The 17747-nt window shown below is 66.8% G+C and carries 18 protein-coding genes and 1 tRNA gene; 10 read left to right on the top strand and 9 right to left on the bottom strand.

Annotation, left to right across the window (positions count from 1 at the left end; genetic code table 11):
• Positions 1-90: 90 nt before the first annotated feature.
• The 5 genes from queA to DL238_RS10150 all read right to left on the bottom strand — a co-directional run bounded on the left by queA (position 91) and on the right by DL238_RS10150 (position 3721).
• Positions 91-1140 (bottom strand): tRNA preQ1(34) S-adenosylmethionine ribosyltransferase-isomerase QueA, encoded by a 1050-nt coding sequence (gene queA / locus DL238_RS10170; RefSeq protein ID WP_115492154.1) that lies wholly within the window; start codon positions 1138-1140, stop codon positions 91-93.
• A gap of 37 nt (positions 1141-1177) precedes the next feature.
• Complete coding sequence (locus DL238_RS10165) at positions 1178-1882, bottom strand: peptidylprolyl isomerase (protein WP_115492153.1); 705 nt, start codon at positions 1880-1882, stop codon at positions 1178-1180.
• A 91-nt stretch (positions 1883-1973) separates the two neighbouring features.
• Positions 1974-2501, bottom strand: coding sequence for a pantetheine-phosphate adenylyltransferase (coaD, locus tag DL238_RS10160; RefSeq protein WP_115492152.1), 528 nt, complete (start codon positions 2499-2501; stop codon positions 1974-1976).
• The gene (locus DL238_RS10155; protein WP_115492151.1) at positions 2498-3406 is read right to left on the bottom strand and encodes a polyprenyl synthetase family protein; all 909 of its coding nucleotides are present in this window, start codon (positions 3404-3406) and stop codon (positions 2498-2500) included. Before DL238_RS10155 ends, coaD begins: the two co-directional genes overlap by 4 nt.
• Positions 3407-3469: 63 nt before the next feature.
• Positions 3470-3721 (bottom strand): exodeoxyribonuclease VII small subunit, encoded by a 252-nt coding sequence (locus DL238_RS10150; RefSeq protein WP_115492150.1) that lies wholly within the window; start codon positions 3719-3721, stop codon positions 3470-3472.
• Positions 3722-3792: 71 nt separating this feature from the next.
• Here DL238_RS10150 and DL238_RS10145 point away from each other — a divergent pair, with 71 nt between their 5' ends.
• From DL238_RS10145 to DL238_RS10130, 4 genes are read left to right on the top strand one after another with little or no spacing between them, the layout of a single operon-like run.
• Positions 3793-4476, top strand: coding sequence for a hypothetical protein (locus DL238_RS10145; RefSeq protein WP_115492149.1), 684 nt, complete (start codon positions 3793-3795; stop codon positions 4474-4476).
• Positions 4477-4486: 10 nt separating this feature from the next.
• A complete protein-coding gene (gene purL, locus DL238_RS10140) occupies positions 4487-6751 on the top strand; it encodes a phosphoribosylformylglycinamidine synthase subunit PurL (protein WP_115492148.1) in 2265 nt (754 codons plus the stop codon).
• Position 6752: 1 nt separating this feature from the next.
• Positions 6753-7160 (top strand): DUF3052 family protein, encoded by a 408-nt coding sequence (locus tag DL238_RS10135; RefSeq protein WP_115492147.1) that lies wholly within the window; start codon positions 6753-6755, stop codon positions 7158-7160.
• Entirely contained in the window at positions 7157-7843 is a 687-nt protein-coding gene (locus DL238_RS10130; protein ID WP_115492146.1) for a nitroreductase family protein, read from the top strand. The genes DL238_RS10135 and DL238_RS10130 overlap by 4 nt, the downstream gene beginning before the upstream one ends.
• A 3-nt stretch (positions 7844-7846) precedes the next feature.
• Here the strand turns inward: DL238_RS10130 and DL238_RS10125 are convergent, their stop codons facing one another.
• Together DL238_RS10125 and serB are read right to left on the bottom strand one after the other, a co-directional pair.
• Positions 7847-8689, bottom strand: coding sequence for a Coq4 family protein (locus DL238_RS10125; protein WP_115492145.1), 843 nt, complete (start codon positions 8687-8689; stop codon positions 7847-7849).
• A 99-nt stretch (positions 8690-8788) separates the two neighbouring features.
• Positions 8789-9673 (bottom strand): phosphoserine phosphatase SerB, encoded by an 885-nt coding sequence (gene serB, locus DL238_RS10120; RefSeq protein WP_407640845.1) that lies wholly within the window; start codon positions 9671-9673, stop codon positions 8789-8791.
• On the opposite strand from serB, the gene miaA reads away from it, so the two are divergent.
• From miaA to DL238_RS10105, 3 genes are all read left to right on the top strand, one after another.
• Positions 9666-10601: a tRNA (adenosine(37)-N6)-dimethylallyltransferase MiaA gene (gene miaA, locus DL238_RS10115; RefSeq protein WP_115492143.1), complete on the top strand. Its 936-nt coding sequence runs from the start codon at positions 9666-9668 to the stop codon at positions 10599-10601. The two genes, serB and miaA, sit on opposite strands and share 8 nt — an antisense overlap.
• A gap of 165 nt (positions 10602-10766) precedes the next feature.
• Complete coding sequence (locus DL238_RS10110; RefSeq protein ID WP_115492142.1) at positions 10767-11822, top strand: amidohydrolase family protein; 1056 nt, start codon at positions 10767-10769, stop codon at positions 11820-11822.
• Between the two features lie 70 nt (positions 11823-11892).
• Positions 11893-12867, top strand: a complete 975-nt coding sequence (locus tag DL238_RS10105) for an NAD(P)H-dependent flavin oxidoreductase (protein WP_115492141.1) — start codon at positions 11893-11895, stop codon at positions 12865-12867.
• Between the two features lie 16 nt (positions 12868-12883).
• Here the strand turns inward: DL238_RS10105 and DL238_RS10100 are convergent, their stop codons facing one another.
• Together DL238_RS10100 and DL238_RS10095 are read right to left on the bottom strand one after the other, a co-directional pair.
• Positions 12884-13705: a hypothetical protein gene (locus DL238_RS10100; protein ID WP_234031036.1), complete on the bottom strand. Its 822-nt coding sequence runs from the start codon at positions 13703-13705 to the stop codon at positions 12884-12886.
• A 122-nt stretch (positions 13706-13827) separates the two neighbouring features.
• A complete protein-coding gene (locus DL238_RS10095) occupies positions 13828-14313 on the bottom strand; it encodes a flavodoxin family protein (RefSeq protein WP_115492140.1) in 486 nt (161 codons plus the stop codon).
• 80 nt (positions 14314-14393) lie between these two features.
• On the opposite strand from DL238_RS10095, the gene recJ reads away from it, so the two are divergent.
• The 3 genes from recJ (at position 14394) to DL238_RS10080 (ending at position 17732) form a co-directional block, all read left to right on the top strand.
• Positions 14394-16208, top strand: coding sequence for a single-stranded-DNA-specific exonuclease RecJ (gene recJ / locus DL238_RS10090; RefSeq protein WP_115492139.1), 1815 nt, complete (start codon positions 14394-14396; stop codon positions 16206-16208).
• 107 nt (positions 16209-16315) lie between these two features.
• A tRNA-Glu gene (locus DL238_RS10085) sits at positions 16316-16390 on the top strand.
• A 79-nt stretch (positions 16391-16469) separates the two neighbouring features.
• On the top strand, positions 16470-17732 hold the full coding sequence (locus DL238_RS10080; protein ID WP_115492138.1) for a sensor histidine kinase: 1263 nt from the start codon (positions 16470-16472) through the stop codon (positions 17730-17732).
• Positions 17733-17747 lie beyond the last annotated feature (15 nt).

Here is a 17747-nt window from a genome sequence, read left to right as displayed (position 1 = left end):
CGCCTGTTCCCGATTTCCCGGCGTTGCAGAAGCTCCATCGCCGTTCGCCCGGATCTTGTGCGCGGCGATGGATCGGCAGCTATCGCCCGGTCATGACCGAGGCAGCAGCAGCGACGAATCGCCGTAGGAATAGAAGCGGTATTCGTTGTCGATCGCGTGGGCGTAGACGTCCAGCATGCGCTCGCGCCCCATCAGCGCGCTCACCAGCATGAACAGCGTCGACTTGGGGAGGTGGAAATTGGTCATCAGCCCGTCGATGGCGCGAAACCGGTATCCCGGAGTGATGAAGATGGCGGTGTCGTCGGCGAAAGGCCGGATCGTGCCGGTCTCGTCCGCCGCGCTTTCGAGCAGGCGCAGGCTGGTGGTGCCGACCGCGATCACCCGGCGGCCTTCGGCGCGCGCCGTATTCAGCCTGTCCGCAACCTCCGGCGTGATCGAGCCCCATTCGGCATGCATCCGGTGATCCGCCGTATCCTGCGCCTTTACCGGCAGGAAGGTGCCCGCACCGACATGGAGAGTCAGCGTTTCGGTGGCGATTCCGGCAGCCTCGAGCCGCGCCATCAGATCGGGCGTGAAGTGCAGTGCGGCGGTCGGCGCGGCGACCGCGCCCGCCTTCTGCGCGAACAGCGTCTGGTAATCCTGCGCATCGCGCTCGTCCGCCGCGCGCCTCTGGGCGATGTAGGGGGGCAGCGGCATGGCCCCTGCCCGCTCGAGCAGCACTTCGACCGGTTCGTCGCCTTCGAAGGCCAGCGTCCAGCTGCCATCCTCGGCGCGTGCCTCGGCAATCGCGGCGACACCATCGGGGAAGGCGATCCGCTCGCCCGCGCGCAGCCGCTTGGCGTTGCGGACGAAGGCCTGCCAGCGCCGCGCATCGATCCGCTTGTGCAGCGTCGCGCCGATGGCGGCGCCGCTAGCGCCTTCGCGAATACGCTCGCCCTCGAGCTGGGCGGGGATCACGCGCGTGTCGTTGAAGACGAGGACGTCGCCCGCGCGCAGGACGTCGGGAAGATCGCAAACCTGGCGGTCGTCGAAAGGCGCATCGCCACCGACCACCAGCATTTTCGCGGAATCGCGAGGCGAAACTGGGCGCAGCGCGATGCGCTCCGGCGGGAGCTCGAAATCGAACAGATCGACCTTCATGCCGGTGCGCTACATCGCCGGAGGCGCGAAGGCGAGATCAGTCTTCGAGCGGCGCGTTGAGGTCGTCGGCGGTGATCTCGCGTGCGCCGGTCTGCGGCTGTGCGAGCTCGGCAGGGCTCGGCGGCTGGGCATTGTCCGAAGCGAGCGACGCCTGCACGATCCGCGTCGGGTTGCCGGGCGGCTCGCCGCGCGCGATCCCGTCGACCGCATCCATGCCGGAGATCACGCGGCCGAAATTGGTGTAGGTCCGGTCGAGGCTGAAGCGCGGATAGAACACGATGAAGAACTGGCTGTTCGCACTGTCTTCGGTCCGCGCGCGCGCCATCGAGACCGTGCCGCGCACATGCGGCATCGGGTTGAACTCTTCCTCGAGGTCGGGAAGCTCGGACCCGCCCTGCCCGGTGCCGGTCGGATCGCCCGTCTGTGCCATGAAGCCATCGATCACGCGGTGGAACACCACGCCGTCGTAGAAGCCCTGGCGCGTCAGCGTCTTGATCCGCTCCACATGGTTGGGCGCCCAGTCGGGCATCAGGCGGATCGCGACGCGGCGGCCGGTCGACAGGTCGAGCAGCAGGATGTTCTCGCGGTCCGCCTGCAGGCTGTAATCGATCTGGGCGTAGGTCGCTGCAGCGCGCGGCGCAGGCGTCGCCGCCTCTTCGAGGGTCTCTTCAACATCCTGCGCGAAGGCGGGCGTGGCGGCCATCGCGGCGAGCACGGCAGCGGAAAGGAGGGTCTTGAACATATTTCTCACAGGAAACGAAAATCCGGAATGGGCTGGCGATACAAAGCCCGCGCTGTCGGCGCAATGAACGAATGGGCGGCGGGCGACGCGTCTAGTAATCGCCCTTGGGGCCGATCTTCGCGACCCGCGCAACCACATCGTCGCGAACCTCGGGGCTGACGAAGCACCCGATGTCTCCGCCGTAAAGCGCGATTTCCTTGACCAGCTTCGACGCGATCGGCTGCAGCGACACGTCCGCCATCAGAAACACGGTCTCGATATCGTCGTCGAGCTGCTGGTTCATGCCCGCCATCTGGTATTCGTATTCGAAGTCCGCGACCGCGCGCAGGCCGCGAATGATGACGGTTGCTTTCTGCTTCTGCGCGAATTTGACCAGCAGCGCGTTGAATCCGACGACGTCGACATTGTCGATCCCCATCCCCGCAACCTCGCGCTCCACCATCGCAAAGCGCTCCTCGGTCGAGAACATGGGGTTCTTCGACGGGTTGGTGGTGACTCCGATGATCAGCCGGTCGACCAGACGCGCGGCGCGGCGGATGATGTCCGCATGGCCGCGCGTGATCGGATCGAACGTGCCGGGGTAGATGCCTACGCGTTCCGGATTCTTACTGGCACTCACCGGTCCCTCTCCACAATATAGCGCGCAAGGTCGCACAGGATGCCGGCTTTTTCGCCATATTGCGCGAGGTGGCCGCAGGCCTGCTCGACCAGTGCCTCGGCTTGGCTGCGCGCGGCCTCGGCCCCCATCAGCGAGACGAAGGTCTGCTTGCCTTGGCTATCGTCCTTGCGCAGCGCCTTGCCCGCCTTGTCCTCGTCGCCTTCGTGGTCGAGCAGGTCGTCCGCGATCTGGAAGGCGAGGCCGATGTCGCGCGCATAGTTGATCAGGTGCGACCGCGCATCGGGCGGCACCCGCGCGAGGATCGCGCCCATCTCCACGCTCGCGGTGAGCAGAGCGCCGGTCTTGAGCTGTTGCAGCCGCGTGATCGTGTGCAGGTCGTAGGTCGCGCTCTCCGCGGCCATGTCCATCGCCTGCCCGCCCGCCATGCCGCCCATCCCGCTCGCCAGCGCGAGGCAGCGGGTCAACTCGGCCTGAATGAAGGGATCGGTCGACACGCCCTCGAAGGTCAGGATTTCGAACGCCAGCGCATGGAGCGCGTCGCCCGCCAGCACCGCCGTCGCCTCGTCATAAGCCTTGTGCACCGTCGGCTTGCCGCGGCGCATGTCGTCATCGTCCATGCACGGCAGATCGTCGTGGATCAGCGAATAGACGTGGATCGATTCGACCGCCGCGCCCGCCAGCACCGCGGCCTCGCGCGAAACGCCCAGCATCGTGGCGGTGGCGACCAGCAGCAGCGGGCGGACCCGCTTGCCCCCGCCGATCGCGGCGTGGCGCATCGCCTCGACCAGCGGCGCGCGCGTATCGTCGGGCATGGGAAGAAGCTGCTCGAACGCATCGTCGATATCGGTGCGGATCGAAGCGAGCGCCATGCGCAGCCGCGCGTCGTCGGTTTCCACGAAGTGCATCTCAGGCGCCCCTGTCGCGCCGAACCATCATGCCGCACCGGGCCATCATGTCGCGCCGGGCCGTCATTCCGGCCCGTCGAAGCTCTTGGTGCCCGACGGCTGGCCCTTCGCATCGAGGACGATCGCCTCGATCCGGGCCTGCGCGGCATCGAGGCGCGCCTGGCAATGCTGCCTCAGCTTTTCGCCCCGCTCGTACAGCGTGATCGACTGGTCGAGCGGCACGTCACCGTCCTCCAGCTGACGCACGACCTGCTGGAGCGCCTTGAGCGCTTCTTCGAAGCTCATTTCCGAGATATCGGGAGTACCCTCTTGCATCGCGGGCGAGCATTGACGCGCGCATTCGGGCGGGTCAAGCAGAGCGATGCGGCGCTGGGGAAGGAACGCACATGTTTATCGGCCATTTTGCGCCCGCCTTCATCGCGGCCGCGGTTTCACCGGCCAGGCCACGCCTCGGCCTCTATTTCCTCGCCGCACAGCTGGTCGACTGGGCGTTCTTCGTCTTCGTCCTGATCGGGGTGGAGGACATGCGGATCGTACCCGGGATCACCGCGATGAACCCGATGGACCTTCACCAGATGCCCTATACGCACAGCCTGCTGGGCAGCGCAGGCTTCGCGCTCGCTTTCGCCCTGTTCGTGCTTCTCGTGACGAAGGACAGGGTGGTCAGTCTGCTCGCGGGCGCGGTGGTCCTGTCGCACTGGGTGCTCGATCTACTGGTGCACCGCCCCGACCTGACGCTCGCCGGCGATCCGCCGAAATTCGGCCTGGGCCTGTGGAATGTCCCGCTGGTCGAAATGCCGCTCGAACTGGCGCTGACCTTCGGCGCGATGGCATTCTTCATCACGCGCACGCGCGGCTATGTCCTGCCCGCCCTGGTCCTTGCGGTCCTGCTGCTGGCCCTGCAGGCGATCAACTGGTTCGGGCCCGAACCCGAGGCGGTAACAGCCGGATTGTCCTACACCGCGTTCTTCGCGTTCGGCCTGCTCACGCTTGCCGCATCGTGGCTGGGTCAGAAGAGGCGTGTGAAACCACAGGACGGGGGACTGGCGCTCAAACGCGGAGCGGTTTAAGCGGCCCCGCATGGCAACGAACACGCACGCGATCACCCCAGAAGTCGTCGAACAGCACGGCCTGAGCCCCGAGGAATACGAGCGCGTCCTGAACGCTCTCGGCCGCGAGCCCAACCTGCTCGAACTCGGCATCTTCTCGGTCATGTGGAGCGAGCATTGCTCGTACAAGAGCTCGCGCCTGCACCTCAAGAAGCTGCCTACGGAAGCGGAGTGGGTGATCTGCGGCCCGGGCGAGAATGCGGGCGTGATCGACATCGGCGATGGTCAGGCCGCGATCTTCAAGATGGAGTCGCACAACCACCCGTCGTACATCGAACCCTATCAGGGCGCGGCGACCGGCGTGGGCGGCATCCTGCGCGACGTCTTCACCATGGGCGCGCGTCCGGTGGCGAATGCCAACGCGCTGCGCTTCGGGCGGCCCGATCATCCCAAGATGAAGCACCTCGTGCAGGGCGTGGTTGCGGGGATCGGCGGCTACGGCAATTGCGTGGGCGTGCCTACGATCGCGGGCGAGACCAATTTCGACCCGGCCTATGACGGCAATATCCTCGTCAACGCGATGACCGTGGGCGTCGCGGACGCGGACAAGATCTTCTATTCCGCTGCAACGGGCGTCGGAAACCCCATCGTCTATGTCGGCTCCAAGACCGGGCGCGACGGCATCCACGGCGCGACCATGGCGAGCGCGGATTTCGAGGAAGACGCCGAGGCCAAGCGGCCCACGGTGCAGGTCGGCGACCCCTTCACCGAAAAGCTGCTGATCGAGGCGTGCCTCGAACTGATGGCGACCGACGCGATCGTCGCGATTCAGGATATGGGCGCGGCGGGGCTGACCAGCTCCAGCGTCGAGATGGCGTCGAACGGCGGCGTCGGCATTCGCCTCAAGATGGACGACGTGCCCCAGCGCGAAGAGGGGATGACCCCCTACGAAATGATGTTGAGCGAGAGCCAGGAGCGGATGCTCATGGTCTTAAAGCCCGGCAAGGAAGAGATGGCCCGCGCCATCTTCGAAAAGTGGGAGCTGGACTTCGCGGTGATCGGCGAAGTGACCGAAGCCGGCCCGTCTGGGGGCCGCATGGTGCTCGACTTCGAGGGCGAGACGGTGTGCGACATCCCGCTCGGCCCGCTGGCCGACGATGCGCCGCTCTACGACCGGCCCTACCTGAGCCGCGAGGAATACACGCAATGGGCGAAGATCGCGCCCATGACCAACGTGCCCGACAGCGCGGATGTGGGCGCGGACCTGCTCACGCTGATGGGCAGCCCCGCCCTCGCCTCGCGCCGCTGGATTTCGCAGCAATATGACAGCCAGGTCGGGGCCGACACGCTCCAGACCGGCGGCGATGCCGGCGTGGTGCGCGTGCATGGGACGAAGAAGGCGCTGGCGATCAGCACCGATTGCACGCCGCGCTACGTCCATGCCGACCCCTACGAAGGCGGCAAGCAGGCGGTGGCCGAAGCTTTTCGCAACCTGTGCGCGGTCGGCGCGAAGCCGCTCGCGATCACCAACTGCCTCAACTTCGCCAACCCCCAGCGACCCGAGATCATGGCGCAGATCGTCCATGCACTGGACGGCATGGGCGAGGCCTGCCGCACGCTCGATTTTCCCGTCGTGAGCGGGAATGTGAGCCTTTATAACGAAAGCAAGGCGACGGGCGGCGGCTCCGCCATCCTCCCCACCCCGGCCATCGGCGGGGTGGGATTGATCGCGGATTACGACAAGCTCGCCAGCATCGGTTTCAAGAGCGAAGGCGATACGATCTACCTGATCGCGCCCGAATTCTGGGCCAAGCCCGACCCGGTCCGCTCGCATCTCGGCAAGTCGCTGTGGCTCAAGGAAGTGCATGGCCGCGACGAAGGCCGCGCACCGCCGGTCGACCTGCTTGCCGAACGTGGCGCTGGGCAAATCGTGCTCAAGCTGATCGACGAGGGCCTGCTGAGCGCGGTGCACGATTGCTCCGACGGCGGGCTTGCCGTGACGCTCGCCGAAATGGCGCTGGCGGGCGGGATCGGGGCCGAAGTGACCGCCAACGAGGCCTACACCGCCGCACAATGGTGGTTCGGCGAGGACCAAGGCCGCTACGTCGTCACTGTCAGCCCGGACAAGATCGAGGCGTTCAACGCAATCGTCGCCGAGGGCCCGGAGAGCGAAGCCGCGGCGCTGGTCGGCTTCACCCGTCTCGGCACGGTGCGCGGCGACAGCCTGCTGGGCGTGAAGATCGACGACCTGCGTGCCGCCAATGAGGCGTTCTTCCAGGACTGGATGGAGGGGTAAGGTGAGCGCGGGCCATTCCGAAAACCCGCTCGCCAAAAAGCTCAACCTCAGGGACGGCCAGCGGGTCTGGTTCGAGGACATGCCCGAAAGCGTGCAGGACGAGATCGGCGAATATGCGCTCGACCTGATTTTCGTCGCCGATCCCGACGAGGGCGCCGATGCGCTGCACATCTTCGTGCGCGACCTGACAGGGCTGGAGGACCGGCTCGCAACTTTCCGCCGCACCATGGCGAAGGACGGGCACGTCTGGGTCAGCTGGCCGGAGAAGGCGTCGGAAACCACGCGCCCGATCGACGAGGGCGACGTGCGCGCGGCCGGGCTCGTCGCAGGCCTCGTCGATACGAAGACCTGCGCGGTGGACGAGACCTGGGCCGGCCTCAAGTTCGTCATCCCCAAGGATCATCGTTGAGCGAAAGCCATCACCCCTTCCCGCCGCTGCCCGAGCTTTCGGATGGGGAGCGGGTCGCGCGGGCGCGGGCGGCCTATGAGCGGCTCAAGACCCGCCACTCCTGCCGCAGCTTCACCGATACGCCCGTCCCGCGCGAGGTGATCGAGAACGCGATCCTCGCGGCGGGCACCGCGCCCAACGGCGCGAACCACCAGCCATGGCATTTCGCGGTGGTCAGCTCGACGGAGAAAAAGCGCGCGATCCGCGAAGCGGCGGAAGCGGAGGAGCGCCGTTTCTACGGCGAAGACGGCGACAGGCCGAAAGCGAGCGAGGAATGGCTCGACGCGCTGACGCCCATCGGTACCGACGCGCACAAGCCCTTCCTCGAGATCGCACCCTGGCTGATCGTCTGCTTCGCGCAGCGCAAGGGCGGGATCGACGAGGACGGCACCACGCAGAACTACTACGTCAACGAAAGCGTCGGGATCGCCTGCGGGATGATGATTTCGACGTTGCACGAGGCGGGGCTGGCGACGCTGACCCACACGCCCTCGCCCATGGGATTCCTGCGCCAGATCTGCGGGCGGCCCGAGTGGGAGAAACCGCTGATGATCGTGGTGGCCGGGCACCCCGCAGCCGACGCGACCGTGCCCGAGCACGCGCTGCGCAAGAAGCCGCTGACGCAGATCGCCAGCTGGCTCTGAACATCAGGCCGCGGCGGGCGTGCCCTGGGGCTCGCTGCCGAGCAGGTCGTAGGGATCGATACCCTCTTCCTTCCAGACGCGATGACATTCGCGATACCAGTGCGGTTCGGGAATCGAGAGCCGCGCCCGCGCCTCTTCCAGATCGGTCGCCAGCAGCTCCCTGATCGACATGCCGACCAGCGCGGGGCACGCGGTGCCCGTCTTCTGCGCCTGCCGGGCGGCCCTGAACACGGGCGCCTTGCTGCCCTTCACGCTGTTGCGGATATTGAGCGCGCCGGCATAGCCGATCAGCAGGTGGCCATGGCTCGGCTGCTGGCCGTAGGTGAACAGGAGCACGCATTGCTCGCCCAGCGCATCGCGGCCGTATCCGGTCAGCACATGCATCAGGTCATGCGTGTCGCGGCTGCGATAGGCGAACCAGGCGGTGAGGTCGTCGAACTTCTTGCGCCCGAGCTTGTCCGCCTCGGCCACCAGCCCCGCGGCCGAAAGCCCTTCGGTCTCCATGAAGTCGCAATAGGCGTGCGCGACCGTGCCCTTGGGCAGCTTGCGCAATGTTTCGTGATCGTCGAGAATCGGCGGGAGGTACGGCTCCTGTGCGCGCAACCGCTCGCCGTGCTCGCTCAGGACGAGATTGCGCACGCGCGGCATGAAGCTCTTGTGCGGCAGCGCCTCGAAGATGCGGAAGACATGGGAGGTATCCTCCTTGTCCTTCAGCAGCTCGCGAAAATGATGGATCGCGGTCAGCGGCCGATATTTGGGCACGGGGCGCGCGGGATCGCGCAGCGGCGTGCCGTCGGGCGCGCGTTCGGGCGCGGAATCAGGCGTGAAGGTGCTGGCTTGGGTCATGCGAACCTCTTTACTGACATTGTTGTCAATAGAGCATCGACGCGATGGTTCCAAGAGGGTTTGCGCGTTTTCCTTCGCATGCCGGCCCGGGGAAAGGCCCTAGCGCCGCACCCACCGCTCCCGGTCGATGCCCAGCAGCAGCAGCATGGCCGTCAGATCCTCGCCATCGATCCAGCCATTCGCGGCGGCGCGCGTTTTCGGCTTCGCGCGGTAGGCGATGCCGTAATCGGCGGCCACCAGCATGGGCGTGTCGTTCGCCCCGTCTCCCAGCGCAAGCGTGCGCGCGCCCTCGCCCAGCGTCTCCGCCTCCTCACGCAAGGTACGTTTCTTGGTCGCGCTGTCGCAGATCGGCTCCTGCACCGTGCCGGTCAGCTTCCCATCTTCGACCAGCAGGCGATTGCCGACCACCCGATCGAAGCCGAGCCGTTCCGCAACCGGATCGGCGAAGCGATGGAACCCGCCCGTCACCAGCACCGTGCGCGCACCATGTGCCGACAAGGTCGCGATCAGCGTTGCGGCGCCGGGCGTCGGCACGATCCGCTCTGCCAGGCACTGCTCGATCGCGCTTTCCTCCAGCCCTTCGAGCAGGCCGACCCGCTCCTTCAGCGCGCCCGCAAAGTCGAGTTCGCCGCGCATCGCGCGCTCGGTAATTCCGGCCACCTGTTCCTTCACTCCCGCGAAGTCGGCCAGTTCGTCGATGCATTCCTGCCCGATCATGGTCGAATCCATGTCGCTGACCAGCAGGCGCGGTATCTCGATCACATCCCTCGCGAACAGCGCGGCCGAGGGTGCGAGATGCTTCTCGACCAGCGGCGCGACCACCTCGCGCGTCCCGCTCGGGATGGCGATCTCCAGCACCTCCCCGCAATGATCGAGCATCGAGGCGCCGGCGAGCGGCTGTCCCGCCTCGCCAAGCGCGGCTTCGAGGTCGCGAAGGCTTGCCTCGGGCGGCACAGGCTCTGATAGGACGCGGGCGATGAGCACTGAAGAATCCTCCGAAACATTGCGAAAACCGCTCGCGCTCATCGCAGGGCCGACCGCCAGCGGCAAGAGCACGCTGGCGCTGCAATGCGCGGAGGAACTGGCAGCCGACGGTCGCCGGGGCGTCGTCATCAATGCCGACAGCGCGCAGGTCTATGCCGACCTGCAGGTGCTCAGCGCGCGCCCCTCGCCCGAGGAGGCGGCGCGGGCCGAGCATCGGCTCTACGGTGCATGGGACGGCGCGCAGCCGTGCTCGGCCGCCGATTGGGCGGAGGCGGCGAAGCGCGAGATTGCCGATGTCCACGCGCAAGGCGGGGTGCCGATCCTCGTCGGCGGCACGGGGCTCTACATCCGCACGCTGCTCGAAGGGATCGCGCCGATCCCCACGATCCCCGCGGATATTCGCGAGGCGGTGCGCGCAATGCCGGCCGCCGACGCCTATGCCGAACTGGCGCGGCAGGACCCTGTAAGCCATGCGCGGCTCGATCCGGCAGACAGGCAGCGCGTCGCACGAGCGCTGGAGGTGGTCCGCGCGACCGGCCTGACGCTGGGCGCATGGCAGCGGCGCAAGGAGGGCGGGATCGGCGATGCGGTCGCGCTGTCGCCGCTGATCCTGCTGCCCGATCGCGACTGGCTCTACGCCCGCTGCGATACGCGGTTCGAGGCGATGATGGACGAAGGCGCGGTGACCGAAGTCGAGGCGCTGCTCGCGCGCGATCTCGACCCCGACCTGCCCGTCATGCGCGCGATCGGCGTGCGCGAGATCGCGGGGTGGCTGCGCGGCGAATGGTCGCGCGAGGAAGCCATTGCGAAGGGCCGACAGGCGACGCGCAACTACGCCAAGCGGCAATATACCTGGTTCCGCCGCCAGCCACCCGAGGACTGGCCGCGCGTCGACTCCGCCGGCGAGGCGCTCGCGCTGCTCGCCTGAAGGCCTTTCCTACAAGCACCCGATGCGGCAGGTTCGCATCGACGGGAGCGGTCAGCGTATGTGCTTTGTCAACTTGCAGATGGCGGCAGCACTTCGCTCGGCCCGGTCACGCAAGCCGAAGGGACTGCCTTCCGGTCGCTGTGTGACGAATGATGTGGAGACTCCATGAGCGCGCGCGAAGACATACTCGACCCCGACCTGCCGATCATCGACCCGCACCACCACCTGTGGGACCTGCGGCCCCTGATCGCGGTCTTCCCCGAACCGCGGCATCCCTTCATCGAAACCGTCGCGCGCTCCGCGCACTATACCTTCGACCAGTTCCTGGCGGACACGGGCAGCGGGCATCGGATCGTGGGCACCGTCTTCATGGAATGCGGCGCATTTTACGATGCCGCGCGCGGCGAGGCGATGAAGGTGGTTGGCGAGGTCGAGTTCGCGCGCGGGGTCGCCGCGCAGGGAGCGAGCGGCCTCTATGGCGAAGTGCGCCCCTGCGCCGGGATCGTCGGCCATGCAGACCTGCGGCTGGGCGCGGAAGCGGGCGCGGTGCTCGATGCGCTGGCGCAGGCGGGCGGCGCGCGCTTCAAGGGCATCCGCCATGCGGGCGCGTGGGATGCGGACCCGCAGGTGCTCGGCCCCGCCTTCCATCATCCCGAAGGACTCTACCGGGACGCGACCTTCCGCGAAGGCTTCGCCGAGCTTGGCAAGCGCGGGCTGAGCTTCGACGCCTGGGTGCTCGAGCCGCAGCTGGGCGACGTGATCGACCTCGCGCGGGCCTTTCCCGACCAGCCCATCGTCCTCGACCATTGCGGCACGCCGCTGGGCACCGCCTGCTATGCGGGCAGGCTGGACGAGTATTTCGAGCGCTGGCGGGCCTCGATCCGCGATCTGGCCGCGTGCGAGAACGTGGTCGTCAAGCTCGGCGGACTGGCCATGTCCTTCTGCGGCATGCCGCCCAAGGGGCCGACCGAAAGCGTATCCTCGCATGACCTAGCCGAGATGTGGCGGCCCTATGTGGAAACCTGCATCGAGGCCTTCAGCCCGGACCGTGCGATGTTCGAAAGCAATTACCCGGTCGACAAGTGGGCGGGCAGCTACGCGACGCTGTGGAACGCCTTGAAACGCCTCGCTTCGGGTTCCTCGGAGGCGGAGAAGCGCGCGCTCTTCGCCGGTACGGCCGCGCGGATCTATGATATCGAGCATGTGTTCGAGTTGACGTAACGGCAATCTCGACACCGGATGATGCCGCGCATAGACCCCCACGCAAACAACCTTTCCGGAGAGAAGATCAATGCCCCTTCCCGCCCCGTTCGATCGCCTTCGGCTGCCCATCATCGGCTCGCCGATGTTCATCGTCTCCGGCCCGGAACTGGTGATCGCGCAGTGCAAGGCGGGGATCGTCGGCAGCTTCCCGGCGCTGAACGCGCGGCCGTCGGGCGTGCTCGACGAATGGCTGCATCAGATCACCGAGGAACTGGCCGCGCATAATCGCGACAATCCCGATCGCCCCGCCGCGCCCTTCGCGGTCAACCAGATCGTCCATCGCTCCAATGCGCGCCTTGAGGAGGACATGCAGGTGTGCGAGAAGTGGCAGGTGCCGCTCGTCATTACCTCGCTCGGCGCGCGTGAAGAGGTCTTCCAGGCGGTCGACAACTGGGGCGGGATCACGCTGCACGACGTCATCAACAATCGCTTCGCGCACAAGGCGATCGACAAGGGTGCGACCGGGCTGATTCCTGTCGCCGCGGGTGCGGGCGGCCATGCGGGCACGCAGTCGCCCTTCGCCCTGATGCACGAGATTCGCGAATGGTTCGACGGGCTGGTGGCACTGTCCGGCTCGATCGCGACCGGTCGCTCGGTCCTCGCCGCGCAGGCGATGGGCGCCGATTTCGGCTATATCGGCAGCGCCTTCATCGCGACCAAGGAAGCCAACGCAGACGAGGGTTACAAGCAGGGTATCGTGGACAGCAGCGCCGAAGGCATCGTCTACACCAACCTCTTCACCGGCGTGCACGGCAACTACCTGCGCAGTTCGATCGAGGCGGCCGGGCTCGACCCCGACAACTTGCCCGAGAGCGATCCGTCGAAGATGAACTTCGGCAGCGGCGGCAATTCCAAGGCCAAGGCGTGGAAAGACATCTGGGGTTCGGGCCAGGGCGTCGGCGCGGTCAAGGCCGTGGACAGCGTGGCCGACATGGTCGACCGGCTGGAGCGTGAGTACAAGGACGCGAAGGCCGCGCTGGACGAAGCGAGCGCGCCCTACTGAGCGCGTCGCCCTGGCATCAGCCGGGCCATACGCGCACGAAGCGGCGGTTTTCCGACGGCTCGAGCCTCAGCGCGACCCCATCGGGCGCGGCGAGCTGGCCGCTCTCCTCCTGCCTTCCGGCGTAGAACAGATGGCGGAACAGCAGGCGGGCCAGCGCATCCTCGTCGCCGCGGATGAGTTGCGGCTCGATCCGGAATTCCTGGCCGGTGAAGAAGGCGAGGCCCTGGCTCTGAAGCGCCCCGTCCAGCGTGCGGCGAAAGCTCGCCAGCAGGGCGACCGGCACATCGCCGCGCGCATCCCAGGCATCGAGACAGTCCCCGAAGCGCTTGACCCCGAGGATCACCGCGCCGGGAGCCCAGCACAGCACGGACCCGTCGAAGGACAGGGCCAGGCCATGGGCAAGCCCGAACCATTCGCGCAGGATCGTCAGATCGCCGGTCCCCGCCGCGATATGCGGGCCCGGCCGCAACACGCTCGCCTCGGTCCGCGACGGCAGGACCGAGGCCTGCGCCACCACATCGGCCCCCATTTGCGGGACCGGAACGGGCGCGCCGGGAGCAAGGCCGAGGAGGTCGAACGAAAGCCCTGCCCGCTGCAGCGACAGTCCGTCGGGCGCGGTTATGTCCTTCCCTGCGGCGGCGGAAAAGAGAACCGGCCCGCACGAATCGAGAAAGTCGGCGGAGTCGCAGCGCTGGCGGATCTGGCTTGCAGTGGGGCGCCTGCCATGCGGGAAGAGGATCAGCAGGTCGTCCGCCATCGCGTCATCCTGGTGGGCGTGATTGTGGTGGGCATGTCCGCTGTGCGCAAAGCCATCGGGTGGAGTCGTATCCCCGACCATGCGTAGTTCCCCTTAGCGAGCGCGTCTTCGGTCGCGAGCTTTGCGCGTCTCGCCTTCGCGCGTCGAGGGGGGTGAGAAGCGGTTTGCTCCAAAATGAAGCAGGTTCTTCACTGCGTCGCGGGTCAGAACACCCCCATCGCGATCCCCTCCGCCAGCGCTTCGCCCAAAGCTTCGCATTCCTCGAGCCGATCATCGGGCACGCGCTTTTCGGCGAGGATTTCCTCGGGGGTCTGCGCCTCCATGCAGATGATGATCGGGTCGGCGACACGCTTCAGGCGCCAGCCTTTCGCGATCCGGTCGATCTGCGTCTGCGCGCCCTCCCCGTCGGATCCGGCGGCGATGATGGTGGCGAAAGCGCGCCCCTCGATCCTGCCGAGCACGGGATAGTAGCAGCGGTCGAACATCTCTTTCATCATGCCGGACATGGTCGCGAGATTCTCCGGGCAGACGAAGAGATAACCCTCGGCCGCCAGCAGATCTTCGGGGACGACATCTTCGGCTGCCACCAGCCTCGCCTTCTCGCCTGCACCGCGCGCCGCCGCCCGCGCCATCGCCTCGCTTGCGCCGGTCCGGCTGTGCCAGATGATCAGGAGTTGCTTCTCTGCCATGCGGCCAACCTCGGGCGTGGCTGTCGAAAGTCAACGGCATGGCGCTATGTCGCGCGGCGCTGGCAGGCTAGGATGGTGTCATGGCCACCATATCTTCGCCCTCCTCCGCGACGCATGTTTTCGGCGTCGAGCGCTCGCTTGCCGGGCGCAGCTGGCGCTGGCGCGGCGGTCGCAACCAGTATGCCGATGGATACGGGGGCGCGGCGGCGGGCCTGAGCGATGACATCCTCACCCAGCTGCTTCTGGCGCGAGGCGTTAGCCGCGACGATCTGGATCGGCAGCGCCAACCCAAACTGGCAGCGTTCCTGCCCGACCCTTCGATCTTCCAGGACATGGACGTCGCCGCCCAGCGCCTCGCCAAGGCCATCGTCAGCCGCGAAAGGGTGACGATCTACGGCGATTACGATGTCGATGGCGCGACCTCGGCCGCCTTGCTGATTCGCCTCTTCCGGATACTCGGGCACGAGGCGGGCCATTACATCCCCGATCGCCTTCTCGAAGGATACGGCCCCAGCGGCGAAGCGCTGGTGAAGCTGGGTGAGGAAGGATCGAGCCTGGTCGTGACCGTCGATTGCGGTGCGATGGCGCACGAGGCCCTTGCGGCCGCGCGCGATGCGGGGGTGGAGGTGATCGTGATCGACCACCACAAGTGCTCGCCCGAACGCCCGGCTGCGGTCGCGCTGGTCAATCCCAACCGGCTCGACGAAGCGGACGACGCGGCAGCGCACGGTCATCTCGCGGCAGTCGGGGTGGCGTTTCTCGTCGCCATCGCGCTGGTCCGCACCTTGCGGGCGGACGGCTATTTCAAGGACCGGTCCGAGCCGGACCTGCGCGGCCTGCTCGATCTCGTGGCGCTGGGCACTGTGGCGGACGTCGCCGCGCTGCACGGGCTCAATCGCGCTTTCGTATCGCAGGGCCTCAAGGTCATGGCGAAGCGAGCCAATACCGGCATGAGCGCGCTGATCGATGCGAGCAGGCTGACCCGCGCTCCGATCTCCTCCGATCTCGGCTTTGCGCTGGGTCCGCGAATCAACGCGGGCGGGCGCGTGGGCGAATCGACGCTCGGCGTGCGCCTGCTGACGACCGAAGATGCCGAGGAGGCCGCACACATCGCAGCGCAGCTCTCGGAACTCAACGAGGATCGGCGCGCGATCGAGGCGGCCGTGCAGGAAGCGGGCGAGGTGCAGCTTGCAGGCCAGGCCAACCGTGCCGTGCAAATCGTCCACGGCGAAGGCTGGCACCCGGGCGTCATCGGAATCGTGGCGGGCCGAATCAAGGAAAAGACTGGCCGGCCCAGCCTCGTGATCGCGCGCGATGCCGCAACCGGCCTCGGCAAGGGATCGGGGCGTTCGATCTCCGGCGTGGATCTCGGCGCGGCGATCATGGCGGCGCGCGAGGAAGGGCTGCTGGAAGCGGGCGGCGGTCATGCCATGGCGGCAGGGCTGACCGTGCGCGAAGACCGGATCGAAGCGCTGTCGGACTGGCTCGAAGCGCGGCTGGAAAAGCAGGTTGCGGCAGCCAGCGCCGAAGCCTCGCTCGGTTTCGATCTTTCGCTCGGTCCGCGCGGGCTGACGGTCGATTTGGTCGAGACGCTGGAGCGCGGGGGGCCTTACGGGATGGGCTGGCCCGGGCCGCGACTCGCGATCGGGCCGGTCCACGTGGTGAAGGTCGACCGCGTCGGAAACGATCACGTGCGGCTCGTCGCGGGATCGCGCGATGGCGGATCAATCAAGGCGATCGCATTCCGCATCGCCGATACCGAGTGGGGGCAGGCCCTCCTCGCCCTCCATCCCGGAACGCAGCTGTGGCTTGCAGGCCGCGCCAAGGTGGACACCTGGGCCAATACGCCACGTGCGGAATTGCATCTGGAAGACGCCGCATTGGTCGAGCGATGATTTTGCACGATTGTGGGCTTGACCGCTTTGCCCCACCCCCCTAAGTGCGCGGCTCGCTTCGGCGCTAACGGCTTTTTGCCGGTCTGCCAGAAGCTTCATTCGGATGTGGCCCCTTCGTCTAGCGGTTAGGACGCGGCCCTTTCACGGCTGAAACACGGGTTCGATTCCCGTAGGGGTCACCATCCGGATAGTTTTTCGCTTGAGCCGCCCACCCCCGCGCGGGCTGGCGAAAGCGAAACTTTCTCCCTAAGCCCCCACATCATGCAAAAGCCGCTCCTCCTGCCCTGGGCCGGGCTCGCCATCGCGTCGTGCAGTGCCGTGCTGATGATGCTTGCGGGCGTGCCCTTTTCCTATGCGCTCGCCATCTGGCTGGTATGGTCGCTCAGCCTGTGGATCAGCCATCCGCCGGAACTTTCCCCGGAAACGAATGCGCAGCCGGAAGGCCTTTCGCGCGAAAGCCTGGCCGGGATGATCGAGAATGCATACTCGCCGCTCCTGCTCGTCGAACGCAAGCGCGTGGTCATCGCCAATGCCTCGGCCCGCGCGCTCCTCGGCCATCACGTCATCGGGCAGGACGTCCGCGTCGCCATCCGGCATCCGAGTGCGATCGCGCTGATGGACAGCGACAAGCACGGCGAAGCCATCATCACCGGCCTCGTCCGGCGCAAGGACGTATGGCGGGTCAGCCGATATGCGATCGATGATCGCTCTGCGGTCATCGAACTGATCTCGAAGACCGCCGAATCCGATATCAGCCGGGCACATACCGATTTCGTCGCGAACGCCAGTCACGAACTGCGCACCCCGCTGTCTTCGATCATCGGTTATGTCGAGACGCTGAGCGAGCATCCCGAAGATATCGACGAGCCCACCGCGCGCAAATTTCTCGACACGATCCACCGCGAGGCACGCCGACTGCAGAATCTCGTGAGCGATCTGATGTCGCTCTCACGAGTCGAAGCGGAGAAGCACGACCGCCCCGACACCAAGGTGGACCTCAACAGCCTGGTCAAACGTGCTGCGCATGAGGGCGCCGGTGCGGATCGTGCGGATCGGGTCGAATACCGGGCGGACGGGCGCTTCTTCGTGCTGGGCGACCCGCAACAGCTGGAGCAGCTGGTGCGCAACCTCGTCGACAATGCTTTCAAATATGGTCGGGCAGGCACGCCGGTCGCCGTGCGCCTGACCGAATCGGCGCTCGGTGAAGCGAAGCTGGAAGTCGAGGACCAGGGAGAGGGAATCGAGCCCGAGCACCTGCCGCACCTCACCCGGCGCTTCTACCGGACCGATCCGGGGCGCAGTCGCATGTCCGGCGGTACTGGCCTGGGCCTGGCAATCGTGAAGCACATCGTCGAGCGGCACCACGGTCGGCTTGATATCGAGAGCGCGGTGGGCAAGGGAACGACCGTTACCGTTCGTCTTCCTCGCGAAAGCGAAGAGGCAGATCTGATCGAACCAGACCAAGCGCAGTCATCGCGGAGATCCGCGTCGGAGGAAGAATTCGACGCTGAAGCGGGCCGCTAGGCTGCGGGGACGCAA

Origin of the sequence: Alteriqipengyuania lutimaris, from assembly GCF_003363135.1 — a bacterium.
GTDB lineage: Bacteria > Pseudomonadota > Alphaproteobacteria > Sphingomonadales > Sphingomonadaceae > Alteriqipengyuania > Alteriqipengyuania lutimaris.
Note: the sequence above shows the minus strand (reverse complement) of the source record. Positions and strands in the feature narration are given on the sequence as shown.